Here is a 23,954-nt window from a genome sequence, read left to right as displayed (position 1 = left end):
TCGTGTAATGAATATTTTCTGTTCGGCAGAAAAATTGGCCATAAAAAACACCCCATAAATGTTAGTTGGTGTCTAACATTTACGGGGCAGTTCAAGTTTGCCTACAGTCAGAGGGGACAAATGTCCCTTCCTTCCTTCATTCTTTATATCTTGCTGAAATCGCGCTGAGCTCCCCTATAGCTTCCGATGATATTTTGATAACCTGGAAGCTGGCTGGAAAGTAAAGCACCAAAACCTTCGACATCGTTGCGCCAATCACGCTGTAATTCGCAAGCTACGCTAAACCAGTTCATAAGCTGCACACCGCCGTGGGCCATACGCGCTAAAGCCGCATCAGCTACCTGTTTGCTGACTGTTCCAGATGCATCCGTGACAGCGAATACTTCATAACCGGCGTTCATTGCGGAAAGTGCCGGGAAAGCAACGCAGACATCCGTAACAACGCCCGCGATGATTAGTTGTTTTTTTCCGGTTTCTTCGATTGCTTTAACAAAATCTTCATTATCCCATGCGTTAATTTGTCCAGGCCGAGCTATTTTTGGTGCGTGAGGAAAGAGTTCTTCCAATTCTTGCATGAGCGGTCCGTTCGGTCCGTTTTCAAAGCTCGTTGTTAAAATGACTGGCAAATCAAAAAACTTGGCGGTGTTGGCAAGAGCCATAACATTGTTCTTGAATTCATCAACACCATAATCACGCACTAGCCCTGAAATAAGACCGGTTTGATGATCCACTAGCAGAACGGCAGCATCATCTTTGGAAATACGAGAATAGAGATCAGACATTTTTAAAGTCCCCCTTTTATTAAAGCTATCGAAGAAAGTTCATATGTAGGGAAATTCCCCCAACTCCTTCGTTGGTTGCAATCAGTTTATAACTTAACTGATTGTTATTTATAAGTTTATCTATAAACTTATAGCCTGTCAATCATATATATAATAAGATTCATTGACTATGGCTAATTAATCTAGAACAGGAGTGTGATCGATCCAATGAATGAATTGTTGTAAATAACGCTCAAGATAACGTTTTGTTTGATCGTCAGTAAGAACTTTCCGATCAGAATCAATCTTTTTATGTACTTGAGATATCAGCATTTTTTGAAATGGAAGAACATGAACTTGCATGGCCTCCAGTATTTGCCTGATTTGCATTTGAGCAAATGCAGTGCCCATTCCCCCAGGAGTTGCTCCGATCAGGCCAACTGGTTTTTTGGTAAGTACAGCGGACTCCCGAGGTCTTGATGCCCAGTCCAATGCATTTTTTAATACGCCTGGTATTCCGGAATTATACTCTGGGCTTACGATAATGATACCGTCAACATCCTGAATGGCTGATTTAAATGACGTCACTGCTTCTGGAACGCCACTTATTTCCAAGTCTTCGTTAAACAACGGAAGATCATGAATTTCGATCCAGCGAAATTGATAAGAATCAACCATACCTGTCAATGATTGTGCGATGATTCGATTATAAGAATTTTCCCGTAAACTGCCGCAAATAAGGCCAATGGTTCTGGTCATCTACTTCCCTCCCATTTTGAAATCATCTCCTATAGTACCATAATATACCAAAGTCAAAAAAGTGACGTTATTCCTAATCACTAAATATGGCAAAACATAATAGCTGGGTAAAAAGAACTTCCTAAAATAAACATGAATTCTAAATTGCATGCACCAAAGTCCCTCTTCCATTTTCTGAATATTTACAACATACTATAAACTATAAGGCGACCGGGAGGAGTGCTGAAATGGATGAAAAGAAAGTTACATGGTTAGAGCTCTTTTATGATTTGTTATTTGTGGCAGCCGTTGCGGGCGCCACTCATGTTTTACTGCATGTTGAAGATGGTTATATCCATCCAGAGTATTTATTTAAGTTCGTGTTGATTTTTATTCCTATCTGGTGGGCTTGGGTAGGCCAAACCATATTTATTAACCGGTTTGGTAAGGATGTATTTCATCAACGGCTATTTTTGATATTGCAAATGTTCTTTGTCCTCATTATGACATCAAGCCTATCTGTTGATTTTGATCCTTATTATCTTTCTTTTTTAATTGGTTATATTGGCTTAAGAGCCGTGACTGCCATCCAATACCTTGTTGTACAACGGATAGAAGAGGGAGTTCGAAAAAAGGCAGCACTCTTTTTGGGAAGGTATTTTTGGATTGGAATTGCCATTTCATTGTTCTCCGTCCTTTTTGATTCCTGGCTTCGATATGCTGTGCTGTATTTGGGCATCCTGATCGATATCATCATCCCAATCCTTGGAAGAAAGTGCTTAGAAAAGGTTCCTACAAATACGGCCCACCTGTTGGAGCGCTTTGGCCTATTTACCATCATTCTCTTTGGGGAAGCTCTTGTGAGCACTCTTGCGGTCATTCAGCCTAAACAAGGAAATTGGGATTCGATAGCCTTTTCCATCATTTCATTTGTCCTGATAATAGCTATGTGGTGGCAATATTTCGATAACATGGAGAAAAAGGTCGACAAGTCTGTACAATCTTCCGGACAAATCATCATTTACGGTCATCTGTTTATTTTAATGTCCATAAGCATGATTGCAGCAGCCATCAGATTATTGTTTTTACATGAAGTCCATTATTCATTTATCCTATATTTTGTTTTCGGTTCCGTTTTGCTCTATTTCATGTCAACCACTTTTGTTTTCCATCAATATAGACATAAGCACCAGCGGTTGCAAATCTATCATTTAGGATTATTGTTAGGGATTTTAGCTATCTTTTTTATTTTTAATTTGTTTGTCGGGGTACCGAATATTGTGGTAATAGGCGAATTAACACTGTTTTTTATCATCTTTGCTAAACTAACGACTACATAATGAAGGAATCAAAGAAACCAGTATCAATTGATCATACTGGTTTCTTTGATTCGAGGATGGAAGTTTTTGCATTTGACACCCTATTGGTTTATTCATAAGCTGATTGTGACGAAGAAAGAATGAGGTGACATTCATGAAAGAAAACACAACGAATCCCACCGCATCTAATGAGGAACGACTAGGTTTAATGTTATGGTTCCGAATAACACGAATATATAACCAGAGCATCCGGGAATCCAATCAACATTTAAAGAAATGGAATCTATCGGCAGCCCAATTCGATATCCTGGTTCAAGTGGGTTCACATGAACGATTGTCTCAGCAAGAACTGGCAAACAAGCTTTTTGTGACAAAAGGCAATATCACTCAACTATTAAGGAAAATGGAAGAGTTGGGATTGATTAAACGGGAACAGGAATGGAAAACAAAATATCTTTCATTGACAGAGGAAGGAAAAGAGTTTTTTCATGAAGTTGTTCCAAAACAAGAGCATTTTCAAGCATCACAGTTTGCCAACTTGAATGAGGCGGAAAAGCAGCAGCTTTTGGACTTACTTAGTAAAGTGCAAGAATGAAAACAGATCACCCGTTTAAATGGTGATCTGTTTTTTTATCTCTGTTACTTCGGTTTTTTCATGAACAGTGAAAGCACCACATTCACGATGGCGAAAATCAAACTGATTTTAAATACAAGTGATGAACCTGAGGCAGCAGCTGCCGGTAAATCATTTGCCACATCAGTCAAGTAGCCATTTTGCTTCGCAGAGAATAGCGAAACCATGACCGCTATCCCAATTGCCCCTGATACTTGCTGTGATGTTTGCGTAATCGCGATGCCATCCGGATAGAATTGTTTTGGCAATGCATTCAATGTATTCGTTTGTACTGAAGCGAGTACCATGCCAATGCCGAGCATCATCACGATATGCGTAACAACCATGATCCATAGTGCTGTGTCTGTTCCATACATTGCATATAGCCCGTAGCCAATGACAACCATGATCGTTCCTGGTGTAATTACGGCACGAGGTCCATATCTATCGAACAGCTTGCCGATGATCGGAGCAAAAACGCAGTTCAATAGACTTCCTGGCAGCATGATCAGCCCAGTGGCGAACGCAGAAACCAATAACGCCATTTGCATATACATCGGTAAAACAACCAGCATCGATAACATGTTGAGGAATGTAATCATGTTCATCGCAAGACCTAGCACAAATAGTGGATATTTGAATGCTCTTAAATTCAACATCGGGTTTTCCATCTTTGTCTGACGGATTGCAAAGAAGATTAGGCCAATCAATCCAACGATGATCGTGCCAATTACCGTCATGCTCGTCCAACCATGATCCCCTCCTACACTTACACCGTATACAACTCCACCAAAGCCAATCGGCGATAACACAACTGATAAGATATCGATTGATACTTGTCGAGTTTCATTGACATTCGGAATATAGAGATAGCCGAAGATAAGCGAGAATAGCAAGAATGGAATCGTAAACCAGAATATCCAATGCCATGATAACGTATCTAAAATCATTCCTGCCAATGTAGGACCGAATGCTGGACCAGCCAAGATGACCAAGCCCATCACACCCATTGCCCCTCCGCGTTTATTAGGTGGGAAAATCGTGAAAATGACATTTTGCGTCAATGGCAAAATGATCGCCAATCCAGCAGCCTGAATGACACGGGCCGTCAATAACACGCTAAAAACCGGTGCTACTGCAGCGATGACCGTTCCGATGATCGAAAAAAATAAAGACGCCATGAACATTTGGCGTGTCGTGAATTTTTGCATTAAAATTCCTGTTACTGGCACTAAAATACCAAGCGTTAAAAAGTAGCCTGTTGCAAGCCACTGTATTGTCGTCGCATCCACGCCAAAAATATGGCTCAATTCACCTAAGGCGATGTTCAATGCGGTTTCACTAAATAGCCCAACAAAGCCTGCTACCAAAAGGGCAGCCATTATCGGCCCTGTTTTAATATTTTTATTATCCACTTGTTAAAACTCCTTCAATATATTGGGTAACATTTGCGAAATTACTTTTAGCGGCTTTGCCGATGTTTCGGCCAAACAAAGCATCATTGCCCCTTCGATGGAGGCTGTCATCATCAATGCAATATTGGAAGCTAACTCTTTTGAAAATCCATCTTCCATAAGCTTATTAAAATAAATCCCTTGAATTTTCACATAAAGTTCGGCGCAAGCCTTTCGTACAGGATCACTTAATGTGGCCATTTCACTTACCATGCTGCTAAATGTGTAACCCGTAATCGTCCCTTCCCTTTCTAAATGGACGATTAACTTTTCAATCATGTATTTTGTCGCTTCTAACGTTGTCGGATACCGTTCAAAAATATCCACGATATCCGTCGTAATTACTTCATTCAAAGAATGAAGGCACGCGATTAATAATTCCTCTTTTCCATTAGGAAAATGGTGATAAAGCGAACCTTTCGTAACATTACATACTTTTAAGATTTCGCTTAGTCCAACACCTTTATATCCTTTTTGCTGGAAAAGAATCGTTGCATTCTCGATTATCAACGATTTTGTATCCATTTCCGTAGCACACCCCCACCATACCAACCGGTCTATTTGTTACTATAACAAAAAAAATTCTTTGGATGTAAGTACTTTTTTGCCTCTCTAAATAACGAATTCACAATTTAGACAAACTTTTTATAAACGGTATTTTAATTTTTCCATTCTATTATCAGTTGACAATTTGTATACATATGTATACATTTAACACAAGACAAAATCGTATACATATGTATACACAAAAGGAGGTTTTAACATGAGAAACGAAGAACTCAAAAAAGAACGCCATCACAAAGGAAAAGACCACGGTTCACACCATCGTGGACCAAAAACATTTCGCCGCGGAAGGGCCATTGCTTTTTTAGAAATGATGAATGTTAAACGTTCAACCATTAAGGAACAGTTAGATAAACCAGAGTTTCAATCCATTAATCAAATCTTAGTCGGTGAATTGAAGGCCATTGATATGTTAATCAACGAATTCATTCAATTATTTGAAATACAAGAAAATGAAACAGCCGATAAGAAAAGTGAAGAAAGAGAAACTTCCAATAATGATGAGAAAGGAATGGAAATGAATGAAACAAATTAACAAGTATATCGATTCAGTATTTTATACCAAAGATGGCCTATTGGAAGAAGTCATTACGTCCATACAAGAAAACGGAATGCCGTCCATATCGGTATCCCCCTCTTCCGGGAAACTTCTTACAATGCTTGTATCCATTTCAGGAGCTAAAAATGTTTTGGAAATAGGGGCTCTTGGGGGCTATAGCGGGATTTGCCTCGCCAGGGGATTCGGCAGCGAAGGAACATTAACCTCCCTTGAATTAAAGGAGGATTACGCAAAGTTAGCTTATGGCAATCTATCCAAAGCCGGCTTTGGCGATCAAGTATCATATATGACCGGAGCAGCTCTGCAAAGCCTTGAAAAACTCGTTCATGATAACAAGAAATTTGATTTTTTCTTTATAGATGCCGACAAGGACAATTATGAAAATTACCTGCAATACTGCATTAAGCTGGCGGAACCGGGTGCTTTGATCGTCATGGATAACGTACTTGCAAGGGGCAGTGTCGCAGATCCGGATGCTGAACCTGAACGTCACACTGCATTCATGAAGGCATTCAATGAAACGGTTGCCAAACACCCTCAATTGGAATCCGTGCTCATTCCGATCGGTGATGGGCTGACTCTTTCAAAGGTAAGTGCTCAAACTCACGAGTAAAGTGCCCAATCTCACGAGTAAATCAGCTATATTCACGAGTTAAACAGCTAAATTTACGAGTAATGTGCTCAATTTCACGAGTAAATCAGCTATATTCACGAGTAAATTGCCCAATCTCACGAGTAAATCGCTCAATCTCACGAGTAATGGGCGAGTTCACGAGTAAATTACCCAATCTCACGAGTAAATCAGCTATATTCACGAGTAAAGTGCTCAATCTCACGAGTAAATCAGCTATATTCACGAGTAAAGTGCCCAATCTCACGAGTAAATCAGCTATATTCACGAGTAAATTGCCCAAACTCACGAGTAACACAGCCAATTATACGAGTAAAGTTGCGAACTATCGCCCAAACTCTCGTATTTATCGCCTAAATATCCTTTTCATGAAGAAAAATGAAATGAATTTCTATAATCTTGAATGAAAATGATTTTTATTATCAATAATAATAAGAAAGAAGGGTAACCAGTTGATGGTTACCCTCGATGATTTAAATTTCTGGATCAAATGTTTTGCAATCCGTTTCTTTGCTATTTGTTGCTTGATTCCCTTTATGGCTGACAACATAAATAGCATCTGCACTGCATTTGTTTCCAGAATCCCAATATTTACAATTATTCACTTCACATAGAACATCTTTTGCCATCTTTTCACACCTCCTCATTTGCTATCATTAACAAAGTTGAGATTATTGATACTTTCCTTTTTCAGGTTTTTGTTAAGGCAAATTAAATTGAGGGCATTTTTTAACATTCGCAACGAACAAAAATCCGGGCAGCTTCCACCCGGATTTTTTTATGCTCATGCTGTTCTTTTCAGTAGTTCTGCTTGCGGGATTTTCCAAAGTTCCCGCCATTTTTTCAAGGCGGCAACCAGAATGATCAAGCCCAGGATTAACATGGTGATCGATAATATTCCGTTCAGGATGCTGAATCCTGCAGAGTCCGGGTTCAGGTATACGTTTCTGACCATCCAATACCCTGCTACATTAACCGTTACATATAAGTAGGCAAGGGGTACGAGGCATGTCCACATATACCAGCGTTTGTCTGCAATTTTCAATACGACGGTCGCACCGATGATGAGTCCAATCGAGGCCATGAGCTGGTTGGATACGCCAAAGAGTGCCCAGATCGAACTAATGTCCCCAGAGTAAAGCAGGTATCCCCATATAAAGCAGGCTAACGCGCTGGCGAAGATGTTACCCGGCAGCCAGTCGACCCTTTTTAATGGTTTATAGAACTCCCCGAAGAAGTCCTGGATTAAGTAACGGGCAACACGTGTCCCTGAATCGATTGCGGTTAGTATGAACACCGCCTCGAACATGATGACGAATTGGAAGAAAAACGAAGCCAGTTTGTCAAAGAAGGGAATTTCGGTAAAAATATAGGTCATGCCGACAGCAAGTGTAACTGCGCCGCCTGTCCGTCCTTCCAGATTAATGCCGATTTCTTCACTAAGTTCGTTAAGGTGCACGGTTTCCATACCTAATGTTTGAAATACTTCAGGTGAAGAGTTAATCGCAAAATAATCTCCTGGCTGCAGTGAGACCGCAGCAATCAATGCCATGATGGCAACGACACATTCCACAAGCATCGCCCCGAAACCGACGGATTTGATATCACTCCAACGGTTTAACATTTTTGGGGTTGTGCCTGATCCGACAAATGCATGGAATCCTGAAATCGCCCCACAGGCGATCGTTATTGAAATGAATGGCCAAACGGGTCCGGCTACAATCGGGCCTCCGCCATTAATGAATTCGGTAAACGCAGGAAACTGGATTTCTGGATTTACCACGAAAACGCCGATAATCAATGCGGCAAAAACACCGATTTTCATAAATGTACTCAAGTAATCACGAGGTGCCAGCAGCAGCCAAACAGGCAATGCGGCGGCGAAGAAAGCATAGATCGGCAAGATGATGGCAAGTGTGCTCGCCTCAAGTGTCAATAAGTCACCAAGTGCCGTTCCTTGAATGTTCGGACCAAGTAAAATCGCGGCCATGATAAGCGCAAACCCGACGATGGTCGCACCTTTCAGATTGCCGGTTTTTTTATGGTAAAGCCCTACTCCCATGGCGATGGGAATGGTGATCCCGACTGCAAACGTCCCCCATGGATTATTTTCCAATGCATGCAGCACGACCATTGAAAGTCCTGCCATCGTGATTGTAATGATAAAAAGCATCGCGAGTCCTGTACAGAAACCTGCTACAGGTCCAAGTTCTTCTTTCGCCACTTCTGAAAGGGATTTGCCGTCTTTCCGCATCGACGCGAAAAGCACGACGGCATCATGGACGGCTCCCCCGATTACAGCCCCGATTAATAGCCATAATAAACTTGGCAAATAGCCGAATTGTGCAGCAAGGATCGGACCCACCAAAGGACCGGCCGCTGCGATGGCTGCAAAATGGTGGCCGAATGCCACCCATTTATTTGTTGGAACATAATCCTTTCCATCTTCTAATTTATGGGCCGGAGTCGGCTTCGAATCATCGAGTTTTAATACTTTAAGTGCTATGAATGTCCCGTATAAACGGTAGGCAATCATTAATATACAAATGGAGCCTATGACAATTGTAACCGCATTCATATTTGAACCCCCTCTATTTCTTACATCGTAAAATGATGATATCACAATGAAAGCGGCTTCAATGGATTTTCAAGTTATAATGCAGATATCGGGGGATGGACTGCATTATGAAGAAGGTAAAATGCAGAATTATGAAAATTTTTAAAAACCGATAAGCTGCCTTAGCTCCTTCACATATGTGCGGCTTACCGGAATGTTTGATCCGTCACTCATAATGAGATTATAAGTCGAGTTGAACCAAGGCTGTATTTCAGATATATGGGTGACATTCACGATAAAACCGCGATGCACCCGTATAAATGAGCGGTTATCGAGCTTCCTTTCAAGCACGATGAGGGGCTCACCGATTTTATATTCAATTTCTTCAGTTTTAATGATCGTCTTTCCTTCCACGAGTCCTATGAACAAAATATGATCCCGGTCGATCAAAACGATCCGATCATCTATCGATACAGCCAATTTACCTGTCTGTTCCACCGCCGTACGGCTGGCTGGAGGTGCTGTCCTGGATTCGCCATTCTCGATTTGCCGCTGCTTCATGAGCTTATCTAATGTTTGCCGAATCCTTTTTTCATTAAATGGCTTTAATAGATAATCAAAGGCATATAACTCGAAAGCTTGAAGGGCAAACTCATCATAAGCGGTCGCAAAAATAAGCGAAGGTGCAGGGTCAAGTTCCGCCAATTGCTTAGCCAAATGCAAGCCATTGCCTTCTGCAAGCTCAATGTCCAAAAAGACAAGTTCGGGTTTAAGGCGCGAGATTTCCCTCATGGCATCTTCTATCCCCTCGGCCTCACCCAGGACTTCAACTTGCCTGCTTCTCTTCAATAGATATTTCAATTCATCCCTTGCCAGTGGTTCATCCTCTACGATAAATGCTTTCATCATCGTTGACATATGCTCCTTTTTCGTTGAGTGGTATTGATATTTTCACTTGTGCTCCGTGCCCCGGTTCACTTGCGATCGAGAGGCTGGCCTTTCCTTTATAGATCCCATCCAGCCGTTCACTGATATTATGAAGGGCCGTTCCTGTACCCTTAGTCGATTCTACAGCATGCTTACCCAATTCATCTATTCTCCCGTCCGAAATCCCTTTTCCGTTATCTTCCACAACAATTTGCAATGAATGGTCTTTAAAGTATGCGTGAATGATGATTTCACCTTTGCCTTTCACAGGTGGAAATGCATGGTGTACCGCATTCTCAACTAGCGGCTGTAACGTGAATGGAGGGATGAGAACTTCCTTAAGCCTTGGCTCAATGCGGTAGTCGATATGATATTTATCTGGAAAACGCGCCTGCTCCAATGATAAATAAGCGTTAACATGCTCCAATTCCTTTTCCAGCGGCACAAGAATTTGTCGGGCCCCTTGTAAATTAGAACGAAAGAAGGCACTGAGCTCCTGCAATAAATTTCTTGCCTTCTCGACATCCGTCCGGCATAGAACGGATATCGTATTAATTGCATTGAATAAAAAATGAGGATGGACCTGTGCCTGTAAGGCCTTAATTTCAGCATCCTTCAATAATTTCGTTTGCATCTCCGCTTTAGCGAGTTCCAATTGAGTGGAAAATAGTTTTGCCAACCCTTCAGCTAACTCTTGTTCCACTTGGCTTAATTTATCCGGATGCTTGAAATACATCTTCAAAGTCCCGACCGTTTTCTGTTGGACCTGCAACGGCAGGACCACGGCCGCCTCCAATGGGCATTGATCATGGAAACAATAAATGTCCTTTTTTGTTTTGGCCACGATGATTTCCCCTTGTTCAAGGGCCTTTTTCGTTAAGCCTGTCGCTATTCCCACCTTTGGGACATGGTGATCGGATGCAGCACCCACATGGGCGAGTACGCTATGTTCATTGGTTATGGCCACGGCGTCGGCTTCAGTCAGCCCCAAGATGATTTCGGCTATTCTCTTGCATGAAGTTTGATTCAGACCTTGCCGGAAATAGGGCAAAGTCTGATCCGCAATCAGGAACGCAAGATTGGTTTGTACAGCCCGCGTCCGTGCCTCGTCCCTCGTGATCGACTGAATGATGAGCATGAACAATAAAGTCCCGAACCCGTTGATGATGATCATGGGAAGTCCGATTACTTGTACGAGCTCCCACGCCCTTTCAAATGGTTTGGCCGTCACGAGGATGATGCCCATTTGGATCGCTTCCAATGCCATGCAAATGGGAAGGGCGAACCAAGGGGTGATCGTCCCATGCTTTCGGCGCCTTTTCCCCAAAAAACCCGATAAAACCCCAGCCAAAATCGCAGCGATTGCACAAGCCCCCGCCGTAAAACCCCCGAGAAAATAACGGTGGATGCCCGCAATCAAACCTACTCCCAATCCAACAATGGGCCCTCCCAGCAAACCGCCGATAGCCACGCCCATAATCCTTGTGTTGGCAATCGCGTTCTCGGGAGCAATCCCAGCATGCCAATTCCCAGGCCAATCCCACTCCGGCATGGCATGATTCCCGATTTCGATCCCTGTATAGTTACTTATGATGCCGAACGTCCCAAAAAGTGCGATAAACATGATTTTCTTGGACAAATCATGTTCATGGCCTATCATTTGCCGAAACGGTTTCATATAGGAAAGCAGGAATGCGGCGATTACGATGATTCCCACTTTTTCAAACAGCGACGGTAATAAACCAACCAAAACATTCACCCCATTTCTGGCTTTTTCATTCATCTTACACCAGCGATGAAATCCTTGTCGAATTTTGTTTTTACACCGATAATCCAAGAACATGGAAACGAACAGAGGAACCTCCATTTAATCATTTCACATTGGGGACATACGCCTTCAGATAGCATAGGGAACATGAGAATGCAGTGGTTGGTTCAATCCCGGTATGATCATTCAAAAAAAAAGCCTATGAATACCAAGGCTTTTTAAATCACTGAGTCATTTATACAGAAACGTGTCAACATCCTCATGTAGATATTTATCAAGGTTTTCGTCATAGAAATTCCTGACAGATTCTGTGCATTTGTTTTATGTTATTGCAACATACCACTGTAAAAACTAAAAAATCACATCTTCGGGGATAAAGAAATAGCTGATAATCTGTATATAAATGTTTCTGAGATCGTAATTATATAAATAAACGGTTTGAAGAATTGGATATAACTTCCAGATCATAATTCATCTGCTTGTACTATGAAACTAAATTTTCATCCCTGCGAAATGGGATTTTTTATGTTTACTCGAAATATGCTAGGTGTTAAGAAGGATGAAGCTTGTCTTATGTTAAAATTTAAAGGAATGGTATAATTTTTTTTTGCTTGATAAACAGGTAATCATTATTCAATGGAGGTAACACAATAGCTGAAGATATGCCTTCTGTTTGTGTGGAAATACTAAAAAAGAGTATAGGGCTGCACAGCACATAGATATAAAAGATATTGTGGACTTACTTTCAATAAAGTAAATAAGATGGAGGCGATTATTATGTTGGTAGTTACCACAGAAAATATTGAAGGTTACAAAATTGTAGAAGTAAAAGGACCCGCCTTTGGTCTAATTGTAAGAAGCAGAGGGATTGGCGGCGATATCATGGCAGGGTTAAAATCCTTAGTAGGCGGAGAAATCAAGCAATATACAGCTATGCTTGAAGATTCAAGAAAAGAAGCTATGGACCGTATGATTAAAAATGCCAATCAAATGGGCGCAAACGCAATTGTAATGATGAGATATGATTCTGGGGAAATCGGTAAAAATATGAGTGAAATCGTTGCATATGGAACTGCCGTTATTGTGGAGGCAATATAATGAAATTCATCATAGGGTACTATATATTACAAATTGTTATAGTTATCTTATGCATTTTACTTGGATACTTTATCTATGATAAACGGTTTAAACGTAATCACGGTGTAAAAGTTCCTGACGGATTTCAGCGGACAGATGAAGTAAATATGGACCCTGTGACTGGAGAAAAAACAAGAGTGTATTATAATCCTGAAACAGGTGAACGCTTTTATAAAAAAGAAAAATGATTATAAAAGGCCACGTTTCATACAAAAACGTGGCCTTTTATAATGCTATACTTAATGCTGATTTTATAGATGATTCCCGTTAAATCAGCATTCATGGGTAAAAACTGGGACCAAACCGCTTCACGGATGGGTCATCTAATTTTTATCCTAATTTGTGTTGCAAATTATTTTTGCATTACGGGCTTATAGTGCCCGGGGATGTTTTGTGCTGAAATGGCCAATCTGTTCCAGCCGTTGATCGTGATGATGATGGTAACGAGATCGATATATTGTTTTTCATCAAAATGAAGGCGGACCCGCTCATACAGTTCATCAGGTACCCCGTTTGCAGAAATGGCCGTGACCGCTTCCGTCAATTCCAGCGCTGCCCTTTCCGGTTCAGAATAGAATGGTGATTCACGCCAAGCACTCAAGCAGTATATTCTTTGTTCCGTTTCACCCATTGCCCGGGCATCCTTTGTATGCATATCCAAGCAGTACGCACAGCCATTGATTTGAGACGCGCGAATTTTAATCAATTCGATTAATTTGCTATCGATTTCCGTTGTTTTCTTGTACTCCTCCAATCCCATCATTAATTTGACCACTTCCCGATTTGTCTTCATGTAGTTAATGCGTTGTTCCATGTCTATCTCCTCCATTAAACCTTTTTGGTTCCACTTATAAGACAAAATAGGGGTTTGATTCGTGACATACGAAAAAGAGAGCCCGTTATGAGCCCTCCGTCTACCCTATTATGGAATAGGAACATGATTTAATTTATCGGGATTGGTAACAATAAAGATTTTTCGGATATTTTTTTGCTGTGAATCCAATTCAAAGCAGATGACTTTGACAGGCTTTCCTTCTTTCATTTGCAAAATTCCTTCCTGACCATTGACCATCACCGGAAGAAGTTCTCCTATGAAACTTCCTTTAGCAGACACTCCTGTAAGAAAGGAGAATACGCGCTGTTTGTTTACAATCGGATTTAAGGCAGATAGCACTTTTCCTCCGCCATCAGTAACAAGGACAACATCTTCTGTAAGGATATCCAAAAGCTCCTCAAAGTTTCCTGTCGTAGATGCCTTTATGAATTTTTGTGCCAATAGATCGACATGTTTCGTATCCCCCGGATGGACTGGCAGATCATTCTGTAATTTCCGCTTAGCCCGGCTGTAGATCTTTCTGCAGTTCACTTCATTCTTTTCCAGCATTTCGGCAATATCTTCATAACTGTAAGCGAATGCTTCTCTAAGCACGAAAACCGCTCTTTCAATAGGTGAAAGCTGTTCCAGCAAAACGAGGAAGGCATATGCAACCGTTTCATCCGTTACAACTTTATCTAAAGGCTGATCTGTTTCGTTTACCCGAGGTTCAGGCAGCCAAGGTCCTGTGTAAACCTCCCTTCTCTTACGGGCAGAATTTAAAAAGTTCAGACAGCGATTAGTCGTCATTTTCGCAAGATATGCTTTCATGTCCTTAATTTGTTCGGTATCAAGCTTAAGCTGCAGGAATAAATCATGAACGATATCTTCTGCGTCGGTAACAGATCCAAGCATCCGGTATGCGATGGAAAAAAGAAAAGGTTGATATGTCTTATATAATGTATCCAACTCCACTTGCTTCACCTATTTTCTATCAAATTCATTTTTTTGTATGTCATCTTTCCATAACTATTCTCTAAGCCAATCATTTTTCCTTCCTAACCTGGTTTAAAGCATACAATCTACTACTTAAAAAGAACAGCCATAGAGCTGTTCCCAGAAAAATCGATAATTTTTCCCAATTACGGATCCAATTACGGATCCTCATTTATCAAGGTGCTTCATACCAAACGATATCGTCAAACATTTTTACAACCCGCGGTATGAAGCCTTCTTCATATTCTTCCGGGTATTGAACTATCGCATAGTAAACCCGGTCGCCATGCTGAAAAACCGACACTGTACCCAATATTGAATTACTGCCCTGCTGACTAATGTCAAATTCGACCTCAGACCAATCAAAACGGTTAGGCCTATTATCAGATCGCTGTTTAATCTCAAAGTCGTTGCTAATCACCACTTCCCTCGCAAACTCCTTCTTTTCTTCTATTGTCGCATTCGTACCCTCCCTTTTCGAAAATATCTGAACTTTGGCATCCTCATTTCTCTGGCCTGCAAAATTTGCAAAAACAATCATTGCATCTCCTTCACCAGAACTAGCCTCTTCAACGACCATGTCATCCACGATGTAGGTTGAGAATCCCAGTGCCTGACTATGATGAAGCCTGAATTGAAATGATTCTTCCATACCTTCTAAAATGATCATATCCGTTTTCGTATTTGGCCGAGCTTTTGTCGGACCATCGACCGATTCACCTGGAGGATTTTCATCTTGCCCGCCGGTTTGCTTAGGTTTATCATTTGGCTTTTCTGAAATTGGTGGAGATTCCTTATTTCCCTCCTGGACTCCGTTACAAGCACTAAGTCCTGTTACCAAAAAAATGGCTGCCAAAATAAACAATATCTTTTTCATTGGAACCCTCTTTTCATGTGTTTTAACAAATTATTATACGGCTCCATATGTAAAAAAGTTACACTATGCATCTTTGCAAGTATCAGACTTTATAGACTAAAAAAAGATCCATGCTCCTCTCTTTCCGAAAAGAAAATATGAATTTGATTGATTTACTAATTTCAAGAAAATACTATCCTTAAGTTAATAAGTATCATTTCACTATAAGGCATTATTTAATATCCCTTTTTTCCATAACAAAGACGCTTTCCAGTTCAGGAAAAGCGCCCGATAAAGGAGCAATCAAAATATGCAAAGTTAGTTGATTTCATTTACGTTGCCCGGGCTTGCCGGATATGATATTCCAATGTAAAGAATCGCACGTTCAAAAGGCCGCCCATTGGCGGCCTTCATAACTTCCCTTGCCTTATATATCCGTTTATGGTTAAGATCCAATGCTATGTTCTACTGCAGTATCCCAATTAGGAAAATAATACAATGCATTTTTCATTAACTCCGGATCTGACTTCTTTACCTCTTTCTTTCGAGGTGGCTTTCCTTCTTTTTCTACTAATTCAGAAATTTGATTCACGACTTCTTCAACACTCATATTAACTTCCATCTTTGTTCCCTCCTCCTCACTATTATTTATATATTTTCCCAATTGATGAAAAGTAATACAATTAGCTAAACAAAAACGTTTAGCTATTGGTTTTACTAGCCTCCTCGGGACTCTTTCCCCGCAGGAATCTCGTACCTTCCATTCCATTCAACAGGAACGATTTAAAAGAAAAAAACTATAGGCAAACTCGCTTTTCTTCGAGTTTGCCTACAGTCTGAAAGGCGAACAACCATTTTAGTTTTTCTCACTATAGCAAATTGCGATTAATCATCGGAATTTCTGGAAGGCTTTCAACGGGTATCCCATCTTTTGAAATGATGCATATATTTTCTTCCTCAAGAAGAAACCTTTCATCGAACCACTCTTATATAAATATGGAAAAATTAAACAGTCTTTTTCATCCATACGTTTTCGCCACCCCTAATAGTTTCGCAGCCTAATAATCGGTTTCAGCGATCCTCCATCATTCTATGTAAAGAATATCCTTCATATTAGCTCAGGAGTGGATCCAGGATTTTGCTTAAATCGGTTGTCATGATGAGCTTCAATGGTTTGTAAGAAGCTTTGCATGGAGTTTGTCATATAGGCGTCTTTACGGTGAATGAAGACAGTCGAAATATTGCCGTATTCTTCCGGAATTGCATGCACGTGAACTTTTTCAGTGGCTGTAAGGTGATTTACCGCTGATTCTGGTACGAGGGTAATGCCAAGGCCTAGTGTAACGCTGGTTAAGATCGTTTCCAATACATTGAACTCCATGATCCTTTTGGGCATCACTTCTTCATCTTTCAGCCATTGTTCGAGTTTAGAGCGATACCCACAACCCTGACTGAATACTAAAAATGGTTCTGTTATAATTTCTTCCAGGTTAAATGTTTCATTTCTTGTAACTAATACAAGTTTTTCTGTACACACATCGTATGGCTGAATGAGCGGATGTTTAATCGGTCCTGTAACAAAAGCGCCATCCAGCCTATGTTCGATGACATCTTTAATTAAATCCTCGGTTATCCCCGCCTTTATGGATAAATCGACATTTGGATACTGTTTATAATAAGAGGCTAGAATCTTGGGGAGATCGCTGACCGTTTCAACTGTACCGATGTTCAATATCCCTGTAGGTGTTTCACTATCCAGGAATACTTGCTTGAGTTCTTCCACATCAAGCAATATTTTGTTTACATACTCAAGCATTTTTCTAGCCTCTGCAGTTAAAGACATGCCACGTTTATGTCGATTGAATAAAGGCGTCCGCAACTCCTGCTCTAAATGCTTAATCCTGGCGGTTACATTGGATTGGACGTAATTCAATTCAACAGCCGCCTTACTTACGCTGCCATATTTAGCGACGCACTGGAATATTTGCAAATCCCGCATTTCCATAAAGGTGCCCCCCTTTCTTAACTATCATTAATAATGATGATTATATTCATTTTAAGTCATTTTACATGATAATGACTTTATCATAAGGTGTGTATAGGAATTTAATCAATCATTATTTTTGAGGGGAAGCTTTTATGAAAAAAAATCAAGTTTTAATCGGTGCACTTTTATGTTTGACAGCCAGCATTTCTTGGGGAGCGATGTTTCCAGTTGCAGAAAGGGCCTTAACATATATTGATCCATTTTATTTCTCTTTTTTGCGATATTTAGCTGTTAGTGTAATTTTAGCGATATTGCTATTCATTAAAGAAGGAAAGAATTCTTTTAGCCTGGAAGGGAAAGGGAAGAAATTATTGTTTTTTGGAACGATGGCGTTCACTGTATACAACTTCCTCATTTTCGCAGGTCAAGACTTACTGGGGCATAACGGGGTAATTATCGCTTCCATCATGGAATCATTAATGCCCATGATTTCAATTTTAATTCTGTGGGTTTTCAAAAATACCAGACCCATGAAGTATACCATCGCCAGCATGTTCATTGCCTTGATAGGGGCCATTCTCGTCATTACCAATGGCGACATATCATTCCTATTTTTATTGAAAGATAGCCTCATCCCTATCCTTTTCATTCTCATCGGGGTTATAGGCTGGGTTATATATACGATGGGCGGCGACCAATTCAATGGATGGTCAACACTTCGATATTCGACTTTAACATGCATTTTAGGAACTGCAGTATCAGCAATCATAACATTCCTCGCAACTGCAATGGGCCTGTCTGTCCCTACAGCAGAGGTTATGCAATCCATTTATGGCGAAATGATTTTCATGATTATTTTCCCCGGTGCCATTGCCCTTTTAAGCTGGAATTCAGGCATTAAACTTTTAACGCCGATCAATGGGATCCTATTTATCAATTTAGTTCCAATAACCACATTGGTCATCGTTTTTATCCAAGGAAAATCACTATCATCATTCGAATTACTGGGAACTTTTTTAGTGATATATGCATTGATTCAAAACAATTATTATCAAAGAAAAAACTTGCCTTCCCAAGTTGAGGAATTGAATCCAAGGAAATTGAAAAAAATCATTTAATTAAAGGTACACAACATCAATAGGAGGGCAACGATGGATTTATTAACGCTTATGCTAATCTTTGGATTAGCTGTACTGTGGGAATTGGCCACGATTAATAAGAATGTGAAAAAGATGAAGGAGCAAAATGCAGAATTAATTAATCTATATCATGATAGAAGTAAAAGAATTAAGTAAAATAGACTTTTGGCGATACAACGCAAAAAAGCCTGACTTTTAGACACTTTACTTTGATTGCCAGTTCTGGGTAGGAATTGTCGAAGATAACCAAGATGGGGTTTTGAGAGTTCGTAAACATCTCTTTGGAAAAGAACCACAAGATGAAGAAGTAAAAAGCGTAAAAAAAGCACCGTGGAAGATAAAAAGCATCTTACTCGGTGTTTTTTCCTATATCTGCTATTAATTTAATATGTATGTATTAGATTCTGTCTTACACGATTTAAATAATCAGTAATATCTTTATAAATTTTTGCCCCTGCCTTATTTATAATAAAATCCGCCATTAAGAACCCTCTTTCACATGTTTGATATGTAATAATTTTATCTAAAAAACCCATGTATGGAGATTACAAGTTACTTGACTATAAGTGACTACTAAAATACCAGAATTAAAACGGCTAATCTTTTTTGTTCATTAGAAAACCTCCTGATTTTGCAACCAAAAAGAATCCAGTTGATTTTCTTTTGCATTTGAAGGACAATTTAAAAATTCCCTCTCTTGCCTCTGATGCAGTGGAACGTTTGAGTTGGAATGCTTGAAACCGCAGCTCATTGTCCATGGATGGGCAAACAATCGTCTTTTGACAATTCATATACTCTGCTCTTCTTCTAACAACTGAATATAACCCAAAATGCTAGCAGCAAATTGGCGCAGTGCTCACACTGCGCCTTGTTGACCTTCAGTCAATGGTGATCTCCCTTCACCATCTTCCTTTCCATATCATATATATAGCCCAATTTCCTATGATTGATCATCTTCTTGGGGGTTATATCCCACGGAAACATAGGATCATTTAAGTTATGGCCGAATGGTCCACTTGTTCTCGGGAGATATTTCTCCCCCCGGTGCTGGATTTTCCACATTGCCCATATCCGATCGACATTGGCATGGTGTAAAAAGAAGACTGGATCGTTAGGTGAAACAGGTACAGAACCCATATGTCCCCCGACCCAGCCATGCACAAGATTATGAAGGGCCGGTCCATCGACAAATCCTTCAAGCTGATTTCGGAAACTTGGATTGCTTTCGGAATTCCACGGTGGTGCATCATAAGGAGTGATTTTCAATACGTTTTGAACGTCTTGTTTCGTTGGCAGGTTTGCGACTTGTTTACTAGATCTGAAGTTCCGTTTCAATCCCCCTGAAGGTTTCCCCTCCTCATCAAGAACTTCCCAGCCCCCAGCGGCAAAAGGACCTGAATCGACAAGGTTGTTTTTCTTTTTATTCCCGTTTCCGCCCATGAAATCGCTATCCCAGATTGGGGATGAAGCTGGATCATCCAATTCTGAATCTGCTGCCCAATCCCAGTAGGGAATGGTCACACTGGGGTCAACGGATTGAAGATCGCGTTCGAACAGCCATAGGAAATAGCGATGCCAAGGTAAGAACGCCGGCCCGCTATGAGCTGCATTTCGCTGAACACCATGACTTCCATGGATATTGGCGTTGTCAGCCCCAGACCGCTCCCCATGACCATTATGACTGCGGGTTGATGCTAATGAAACGTTCCCTGCTTTCGGGGGCTTAACGGGAGGGGTTTGAAATCTCCCTGCAGCAGCATGCCATGCTACGTACCGATCATATATCCCTTTTTCTTTTAAGACCAAAACAGCATCGATATATTTCCTTTTTTCCTTTTCAGAAAGATGAAGTGCATTTTTTCTAATGTTATATTCAGCAGTCATGACTTGCCCTCATTTCCAAATGTTCAATTAAACTAAAAACCTTGTTATATATTAAGTCATCTCTGCTGCAAACGTTCGGGGACATTTGCGGATATTAGACTAAAATATTTCATGAGCTCAAACTGGATCAAGGTATTCATTGCAGCTTTTTTTGAAGTTTTATGAGTGATTGGCTTAAAACATGCGGATGGCTTTTGGAGTTGGTCTGGAACGGTCATTTCCATTGTCATCAGTTTCTATTTAATGATAATAACTGGCAGGAAGCTTCCTGTCGGTATGTGCTTTCTGTGGGGTTTTTAGGCGGTCAGAGAGAGCCGATCGCCACTATCAAAGAATCAAACGGAAAAGTAATGGCATACCGTTTACCTCTGAGCTGATAGGTTGGGTAGAAGATTCTATAGGAATGAAGCTTCAGGGGATTGATATGTTTCCAGTCGAAGTGGAGTTCGGCAAATTGAACGATAGCGTGTATGCAGAAATCCTGTAATAAAGTTCCAAGATAAAAAGCAAAAAGGACACTCAGAAGCGTCCTCAATGCGGGAGGGCGTTAAGATTTATGGACTATTAAAAATTTAAGAATACTCGTTACAATAAGATTCAATAAAAAAAGCCTCTAAGGGAAAAAACTTAGAGGTTTTTTCTGAATACGACTGGTCCTGGACAATCGTTTCTGAGATCAAATTATATTGTAAAGAAATACATAATCTCTGGAATGGTTAACATCAAGGCTAAAACTACTCCGATAAAAAAACTAGAACCCCGATTTTGTTTTTCTTCTTTAACAGGTGAACTTCTATAAAATTCTAATAATAAATACAGAAAAATAGGTAAATATGCTATGAAAATGGTACCCCTTAACGTTGTATATCCGCATTCTCCTGACGCCACCCCTATAGGAAGTTCGTTTAGGACGTTCGTAAAAGTCCACTGAAGTTCGGGGACTCTTTAACGAACATAACTGCCGGCTGTTTTGAGAAGAAACTCAACCGTTCGTACTTTTACGAACGTCTTCTTTTTTGTACACACTTTTACGAACGTTATTGATTGAAAAAGTGCAAAATAACGCTTAAAACAGGTGCAAAATAAATCCTAAAATTACAGGTAATTAAGGTGTTTTTTCAAGTCTTTCATTCATTTGGCTTTCCCTTAAAATCCATTCATACCCTGCCGATGTTGATTTTTACATCAGGTTATTCACCAAGCTTCTTCCGGATATCCGCTGCTACGTTCTTTAGCGCTTTCTTTGACCCCCGTTCAAGGTCGTGATTCAATTTCCTTTCTTTGTAGCTGACAAATAAAGTATTGAGATCATAGCCTTCAGGATATAAATCGGCGGCCTTTATTTCCAGCTCGAGCCTACTGGCATGAACTTCCTTGAAGATATCTTCGAAAAGAACGGTGACATTATTGTATGCATCCTTTTTCTTATAAACGATTGCATAGCCATTCAGTTCGCTTACCTTCACTTTGTCACCGACTTCATATTCATAAGTTGCTTCCTTATGAACGGCTGCTGGCTTCGCTTTTTTGATTTTCCCTTCCTGGACACGCTCCAAGTCGTAGTCTTTATTATCGATATAGAGCTTTGCCTTTTGCAGGACCTGTTCACGAACATTCATTTTTTTGGCTATCCAGAGGGCATTGCTTTCCCCGGATTGACCGATCAGCAGCTTGTATTTTGGTTCAAGTGTTTCACTGTTGAATTGCATGGCCGCATTCATGAAATCACTGTGTATTTCCGAATAGCGCTTGATTTCACCATAATGGGTGGTCGCAACGGTTATGCAGCCCCTCTGATAAAATTCCTCAAGGATGGCAATCGCCAATGCGGCTCCTTCATTCGGTTCCGTTCCGCTCCCGATTTCATCGAACAGCAGCAAGGAGTTATTGGTTAACGCCCCCATGATTTCCGAGATGTTTTTCATATGCGATGAAAACGTGCTCAGTGCATTTTCAATGCTTTGATTGTCACCGATATCGACGAATACCTGATCGAAGACGGCAAGTTCCGTCCCTTCTTTCCCTGCAACATGCAGCCCTGACATGACGGCCAATGTAAGGATGCCGATCGTTTTCAGGACGACTGTTTTACCCCCGGCATTAGGGCCTGTAATAATCAAGCTGCGATAGTCCTTCCCGATTTCAAAATCCAAAGGTACGCTGTCCTGCGGCAAAAGGGGATGTTTACAGCCCTTTAATTTAATATGACCATGATCATTGATTTTCGGTTCGATGGCATCCATGCTTTTACTGAACTTGGCTTTTGCGAAGATCATGTCATATTGACTGATTAACTCGATGTTTATCTTGATCGGTTTCAGCTGTTCGAAAACCGTTCCCGATAATGTGGCCAAAAGTTGATACTCTTCCATCGATTCCTCCGCTTTTAAACTGGCCAATTCAACATTCAATTTCGTCACCGAGGCAGGTTCGATGAACACGGTAGCCCCTTTTGCCGATACTTCCACGATCGTTCCGGCCACTTGATTTTTATAGGAGGCTTTGATCGGGATGGTGTAGCGATCATCCTTTTTACTGATGAAAAATTCCTGAATGAACTCTTTATTGGCTCCGCTCTTCAGGAACTTATTCAGCCGTTCCTCTATTTTGCTTTCTGTCTTGATGATTTGGTTCCTGATCCGTTTCAGGTCCTTGCTTGCTTCGGAAACAACAGCATTTCCTTTTATGGTGAATTGGATTTCTTCTTCAATGCTCCTGAATTCAGTCATGGAGCGGGCATAGGCATGCAGTGTTGGTGCAAAGAATTCTTTATCGGTCATGAATTTCTTGATATTCCTGCAGCCTCTTAAAAAGTCTGCTATCGCCACTAACTCTGACGGCTCCAAAATCATGCCTTTTTCCAGTTTGTCGATATGGAGTCCAATATGTGAAATGCCTTTCAAGGGAATATGGCTTTCCGCATTTAGTAAGTTCCTTGCCTCCGTTGTCTCGTTCAAACGATTTTTAACGACTTTCAAAATGCTGCTCGGCTTAAGCTGATCCAATAACGCTTTTCCTAAACCGCTTACGCAATGGTTTTTCACCATTTCCTTGAGTTGGATATATTGTAATTTTTCATAAGTCATTGTATTCATTTAATGATCCTCCTTGAATGAGTGAGTGATTAATTCCCGAATCCAAAAAATGCCCGCAATGGTCCCCCTACCTTTACAAATGAACAAGCCATTTGAGTAGAAAGCTCCTGCGGGCACGGCCTTATAAGGACCTAAAATCGATAACAAATTGGGCA

Annotated in this window: 24 protein-coding genes and 2 pseudogenes; 10 read left to right on the top strand and 16 right to left on the bottom strand. The window is 40.6% G+C overall.

The window, feature by feature from the left end:
- Positions 1-143 precede the first annotated feature (143 nt).
- A complete protein-coding gene (ycaC, locus tag ACFRAK_RS15835; protein WP_387603566.1) occupies positions 144-782 on the bottom strand; it encodes an isochorismate family cysteine hydrolase YcaC in 639 nt (212 codons plus the stop codon).
- Between the two features lie 177 nt (positions 783-959).
- A complete protein-coding gene (locus tag ACFRAK_RS15830; protein WP_387705601.1) occupies positions 960-1,520 on the bottom strand; it encodes an NADPH-dependent FMN reductase in 561 nt (186 codons plus the stop codon).
- Between the two features lie 227 nt (positions 1,521-1,747).
- On the opposite strand from ACFRAK_RS15830, the gene ACFRAK_RS15825 reads away from it, so the two are divergent.
- Both ACFRAK_RS15825 and ACFRAK_RS15820 read left to right on the top strand, forming a co-directional pair.
- Positions 1,748-2,839 (top strand): low temperature requirement protein A, encoded by a 1,092-nt coding sequence (locus ACFRAK_RS15825; protein ID WP_387705599.1) that lies wholly within the window; start codon positions 1,748-1,750, stop codon positions 2,837-2,839.
- 133 nt (positions 2,840-2,972) lie between these two features.
- Complete coding sequence (locus ACFRAK_RS15820) at positions 2,973-3,413, top strand: MarR family winged helix-turn-helix transcriptional regulator (RefSeq protein ID WP_387603557.1); 441 nt, start codon at positions 2,973-2,975, stop codon at positions 3,411-3,413.
- Between the two features lie 44 nt (positions 3,414-3,457).
- Here the strand turns inward: ACFRAK_RS15820 and ACFRAK_RS15815 are convergent, their stop codons facing one another.
- The gene (locus tag ACFRAK_RS15815) at positions 3,458-4,813 is read right to left on the bottom strand and encodes a DHA2 family efflux MFS transporter permease subunit (protein WP_394572052.1); all 1,356 of its coding nucleotides are present in this window, start codon (positions 4,811-4,813) and stop codon (positions 3,458-3,460) included.
- Positions 4,814-4,849: 36 nt separating this feature from the next.
- Positions 4,850-5,410, bottom strand: coding sequence for a TetR/AcrR family transcriptional regulator (locus tag ACFRAK_RS15810; RefSeq protein WP_192206468.1), 561 nt, complete (start codon positions 5,408-5,410; stop codon positions 4,850-4,852).
- Positions 5,411-5,648: 238 nt separating this feature from the next.
- On the opposite strand from ACFRAK_RS15810, the gene ACFRAK_RS15805 reads away from it, so the two are divergent.
- Together ACFRAK_RS15805 and ACFRAK_RS15800 are read left to right on the top strand one after the other, a co-directional pair.
- On the top strand, positions 5,649-5,984 hold the full coding sequence (locus ACFRAK_RS15805; RefSeq protein ID WP_387705595.1) for a hypothetical protein: 336 nt from the start codon (positions 5,649-5,651) through the stop codon (positions 5,982-5,984).
- Positions 5,971-6,621 (top strand): O-methyltransferase, encoded by a 651-nt coding sequence (locus tag ACFRAK_RS15800; protein WP_387603551.1) that lies wholly within the window; start codon positions 5,971-5,973, stop codon positions 6,619-6,621. The genes ACFRAK_RS15805 and ACFRAK_RS15800 overlap by 14 nt, the downstream gene beginning before the upstream one ends.
- An 85-nt stretch (positions 6,622-6,706) precedes the next feature.
- On the opposite strand, the gene ACFRAK_RS15795 is transcribed toward ACFRAK_RS15800, so the two are convergent.
- The 5 genes from ACFRAK_RS15795 to ACFRAK_RS15775 all read right to left on the bottom strand — a co-directional run bounded on the left by ACFRAK_RS15795 (position 6,707) and on the right by ACFRAK_RS15775 (position 11,882).
- A complete protein-coding gene (locus tag ACFRAK_RS15795) occupies positions 6,707-6,928 on the bottom strand; it encodes a hypothetical protein (protein ID WP_394572046.1) in 222 nt (73 codons plus the stop codon).
- 184 nt (positions 6,929-7,112) lie between these two features.
- A complete protein-coding gene (locus tag ACFRAK_RS15790) occupies positions 7,113-7,268 on the bottom strand; it encodes a DUF1540 domain-containing protein (protein ID WP_192206472.1) in 156 nt (51 codons plus the stop codon).
- A gap of 155 nt (positions 7,269-7,423) precedes the next feature.
- A complete protein-coding gene (cstA, locus tag ACFRAK_RS15785) occupies positions 7,424-9,217 on the bottom strand; it encodes a carbon starvation protein CstA (protein ID WP_192206473.1) in 1,794 nt (597 codons plus the stop codon).
- A 141-nt stretch (positions 9,218-9,358) separates the two neighbouring features.
- Positions 9,359-10,105, bottom strand: a complete 747-nt coding sequence (locus ACFRAK_RS15780) for a LytR/AlgR family response regulator transcription factor (protein WP_394572045.1) — start codon at positions 10,103-10,105, stop codon at positions 9,359-9,361.
- Positions 10,077-11,882 carry a LytS/YhcK type 5TM receptor domain-containing protein gene (locus tag ACFRAK_RS15775; protein WP_394572051.1) on the bottom strand — a complete coding sequence of 602 codons (1,806 nt, stop codon included), beginning with the start codon at positions 11,880-11,882 and terminating at the stop codon, positions 10,077-10,079. Before ACFRAK_RS15775 ends, ACFRAK_RS15780 begins: the two co-directional genes overlap by 29 nt.
- A gap of 786 nt (positions 11,883-12,668) precedes the next feature.
- Between ACFRAK_RS15775 and ACFRAK_RS15770 the strand changes: the two genes are divergently transcribed.
- Together ACFRAK_RS15770 and ACFRAK_RS15765 are read left to right on the top strand one after the other, a co-directional pair.
- On the top strand, positions 12,669-12,989 hold the full coding sequence (locus ACFRAK_RS15770) for a YbjQ family protein (RefSeq protein ID WP_144528821.1): 321 nt from the start codon (positions 12,669-12,671) through the stop codon (positions 12,987-12,989).
- Entirely contained in the window at positions 12,989-13,216 is a 228-nt protein-coding gene (locus ACFRAK_RS15765) for a hypothetical protein (RefSeq protein ID WP_387705587.1), read from the top strand. The genes ACFRAK_RS15770 and ACFRAK_RS15765 overlap by 1 nt, the downstream gene beginning before the upstream one ends.
- A 164-nt stretch (positions 13,217-13,380) precedes the next feature.
- On the opposite strand, the gene ACFRAK_RS15760 is transcribed toward ACFRAK_RS15765, so the two are convergent.
- The 5 genes from ACFRAK_RS15760 to ACFRAK_RS15740 all read right to left on the bottom strand — a co-directional run bounded on the left by ACFRAK_RS15760 (position 13,381) and on the right by ACFRAK_RS15740 (position 17,699).
- A complete protein-coding gene (locus ACFRAK_RS15760) occupies positions 13,381-13,842 on the bottom strand; it encodes a carboxymuconolactone decarboxylase family protein (protein WP_192206477.1) in 462 nt (153 codons plus the stop codon).
- Positions 13,843-13,950: 108 nt separating this feature from the next.
- On the bottom strand, positions 13,951-14,817 hold the full coding sequence (locus ACFRAK_RS15755; RefSeq protein WP_387705585.1) for an RNA polymerase sigma-70 factor: 867 nt from the start codon (positions 14,815-14,817) through the stop codon (positions 13,951-13,953).
- Between the two features lie 196 nt (positions 14,818-15,013).
- Positions 15,014-15,715, bottom strand: coding sequence for a hypothetical protein (locus ACFRAK_RS15750; protein WP_394572044.1), 702 nt, complete (start codon positions 15,713-15,715; stop codon positions 15,014-15,016).
- A 424-nt stretch (positions 15,716-16,139) separates the two neighbouring features.
- On the bottom strand, positions 16,140-16,316 hold the full coding sequence (locus tag ACFRAK_RS15745) for a hypothetical protein (RefSeq protein ID WP_214786801.1): 177 nt from the start codon (positions 16,314-16,316) through the stop codon (positions 16,140-16,142).
- Between the two features lie 486 nt (positions 16,317-16,802).
- Positions 16,803-17,699, bottom strand: a complete 897-nt coding sequence (locus tag ACFRAK_RS15740; RefSeq protein WP_387705581.1) for a LysR family transcriptional regulator — start codon at positions 17,697-17,699, stop codon at positions 16,803-16,805.
- Between the two features lie 134 nt (positions 17,700-17,833).
- On the opposite strand from ACFRAK_RS15740, the gene ACFRAK_RS15735 reads away from it, so the two are divergent.
- The 3 genes and pseudogenes from ACFRAK_RS15735 to ACFRAK_RS15725 form a co-directional block, all read left to right on the top strand.
- Positions 17,834-18,799, top strand: a complete 966-nt coding sequence (locus tag ACFRAK_RS15735) for a DMT family transporter (protein WP_387705579.1) — start codon at positions 17,834-17,836, stop codon at positions 18,797-18,799.
- 33 nt (positions 18,800-18,832) lie between these two features.
- The gene (locus tag ACFRAK_RS15730; protein ID WP_192206484.1) at positions 18,833-18,976 is read left to right on the top strand and encodes a hypothetical protein; all 144 of its coding nucleotides are present in this window, start codon (positions 18,833-18,835) and stop codon (positions 18,974-18,976) included.
- Positions 18,977-19,031: 55 nt separating this feature from the next.
- Positions 19,032-19,202, top strand: a pseudogene (locus tag ACFRAK_RS15725) (DUF2992 family protein); the annotation flags it as partial.
- A 500-nt stretch (positions 19,203-19,702) separates the two neighbouring features.
- On the opposite strand, the gene ACFRAK_RS15720 reads toward ACFRAK_RS15725, so the two are convergent.
- On the bottom strand, positions 19,703-20,704 hold the full coding sequence (locus ACFRAK_RS15720; protein WP_387603529.1) for a tyrosinase family protein: 1,002 nt from the start codon (positions 20,702-20,704) through the stop codon (positions 19,703-19,705).
- 165 nt (positions 20,705-20,869) lie between these two features.
- Between ACFRAK_RS15720 and ACFRAK_RS15715 the strand changes: the two are divergent.
- Positions 20,870-20,989 (top strand): annotated as a pseudogene (locus tag ACFRAK_RS15715) (QacE family quaternary ammonium compound efflux SMR transporter); the annotation flags it as partial.
- Between the two features lie 905 nt (positions 20,990-21,894).
- Here ACFRAK_RS15715 and ACFRAK_RS15710 read toward each other — a convergent pair.
- Positions 21,895-23,799 carry an endonuclease MutS2 gene (locus ACFRAK_RS15710; protein WP_387705576.1) on the bottom strand — a complete coding sequence of 635 codons (1,905 nt, stop codon included), beginning with the start codon at positions 23,797-23,799 and terminating at the stop codon, positions 21,895-21,897.
- Positions 23,800-23,954: the final 155 nt, after the last annotated feature.

The organism is Peribacillus sp. NPDC056705 (assembly GCF_043656335.1).
This window is presented reverse-complemented; position numbering and strand designations above follow the sequence as displayed.

Excerpts from the sequence above, each read along its gene's own strand:
- ACFRAK_RS15810 (WP_192206468.1), bottom strand. The coding sequence starts at position 5,410 with ATGGATACAAAATCGTTGATAATCGAGAATGCAACGATTCTTTTCCAG.
- ACFRAK_RS15730 (WP_192206484.1), top strand. The coding sequence starts at position 18,833 with ATGGATTTATTAACGCTTATGCTAATCTTTGGATTAGCTGTACTGTGG.
- ACFRAK_RS15720 (WP_387603529.1), bottom strand. The coding sequence starts at position 20,704 with ATGACTGCTGAATATAACATTAGAAAAAATGCACTTCATCTTTCTGAA.
- ACFRAK_RS15825 (WP_387705599.1), top strand. The coding sequence starts at position 1,748 with ATGGATGAAAAGAAAGTTACATGGTTAGAGCTCTTTTATGATTTGTTA.
- ACFRAK_RS15750 (WP_394572044.1), bottom strand. The coding sequence starts at position 15,715 with ATGAAAAAGATATTGTTTATTTTGGCAGCCATTTTTTTGGTAACAGGA.
- ACFRAK_RS15710 (WP_387705576.1), bottom strand. The coding sequence starts at position 23,799 with ATGAATACAATGACTTATGAAAAATTACAATATATCCAACTCAAGGAA.
- cstA (WP_192206473.1), bottom strand. The coding sequence starts at position 9,217 with ATGAATGCGGTTACAATTGTCATAGGCTCCATTTGTATATTAATGATT.
- ACFRAK_RS15800 (WP_387603551.1), top strand. The coding sequence starts at position 5,971 with ATGAAACAAATTAACAAGTATATCGATTCAGTATTTTATACCAAAGAT.
- ACFRAK_RS15830 (WP_387705601.1), bottom strand. The coding sequence starts at position 1,520 with ATGACCAGAACCATTGGCCTTATTTGCGGCAGTTTACGGGAAAATTCT.
- ACFRAK_RS15820 (WP_387603557.1), top strand. The coding sequence starts at position 2,973 with ATGAAAGAAAACACAACGAATCCCACCGCATCTAATGAGGAACGACTA.
- ACFRAK_RS15805 (WP_387705595.1), top strand. The coding sequence starts at position 5,649 with ATGAGAAACGAAGAACTCAAAAAAGAACGCCATCACAAAGGAAAAGAC.
- ACFRAK_RS15780 (WP_394572045.1), bottom strand. The coding sequence starts at position 10,105 with ATGATGAAAGCATTTATCGTAGAGGATGAACCACTGGCAAGGGATGAA.
- ACFRAK_RS15745 (WP_214786801.1), bottom strand. The coding sequence starts at position 16,316 with ATGGAAGTTAATATGAGTGTTGAAGAAGTCGTGAATCAAATTTCTGAA.
- ACFRAK_RS15735 (WP_387705579.1), top strand. The coding sequence starts at position 17,834 with ATGAAAAAAAATCAAGTTTTAATCGGTGCACTTTTATGTTTGACAGCC.
- ACFRAK_RS15740 (WP_387705581.1), bottom strand. The coding sequence starts at position 17,699 with ATGGAAATGCGGGATTTGCAAATATTCCAGTGCGTCGCTAAATATGGC.
- ycaC (WP_387603566.1), bottom strand. The coding sequence starts at position 782 with ATGTCTGATCTCTATTCTCGTATTTCCAAAGATGATGCTGCCGTTCTG.
- ACFRAK_RS15765 (WP_387705587.1), top strand. The coding sequence starts at position 12,989 with ATGAAATTCATCATAGGGTACTATATATTACAAATTGTTATAGTTATC.
- ACFRAK_RS15770 (WP_144528821.1), top strand. The coding sequence starts at position 12,669 with ATGTTGGTAGTTACCACAGAAAATATTGAAGGTTACAAAATTGTAGAA.
- ACFRAK_RS15790 (WP_192206472.1), bottom strand. The coding sequence starts at position 7,268 with ATGGCAAAAGATGTTCTATGTGAAGTGAATAATTGTAAATATTGGGAT.
- ACFRAK_RS15815 (WP_394572052.1), bottom strand. The coding sequence starts at position 4,813 with ATGGCTGCCCTTTTGGTAGCAGGCTTTGTTGGGCTATTTAGTGAAACC.
- ACFRAK_RS15760 (WP_192206477.1), bottom strand. The coding sequence starts at position 13,842 with ATGGAACAACGCATTAACTACATGAAGACAAATCGGGAAGTGGTCAAA.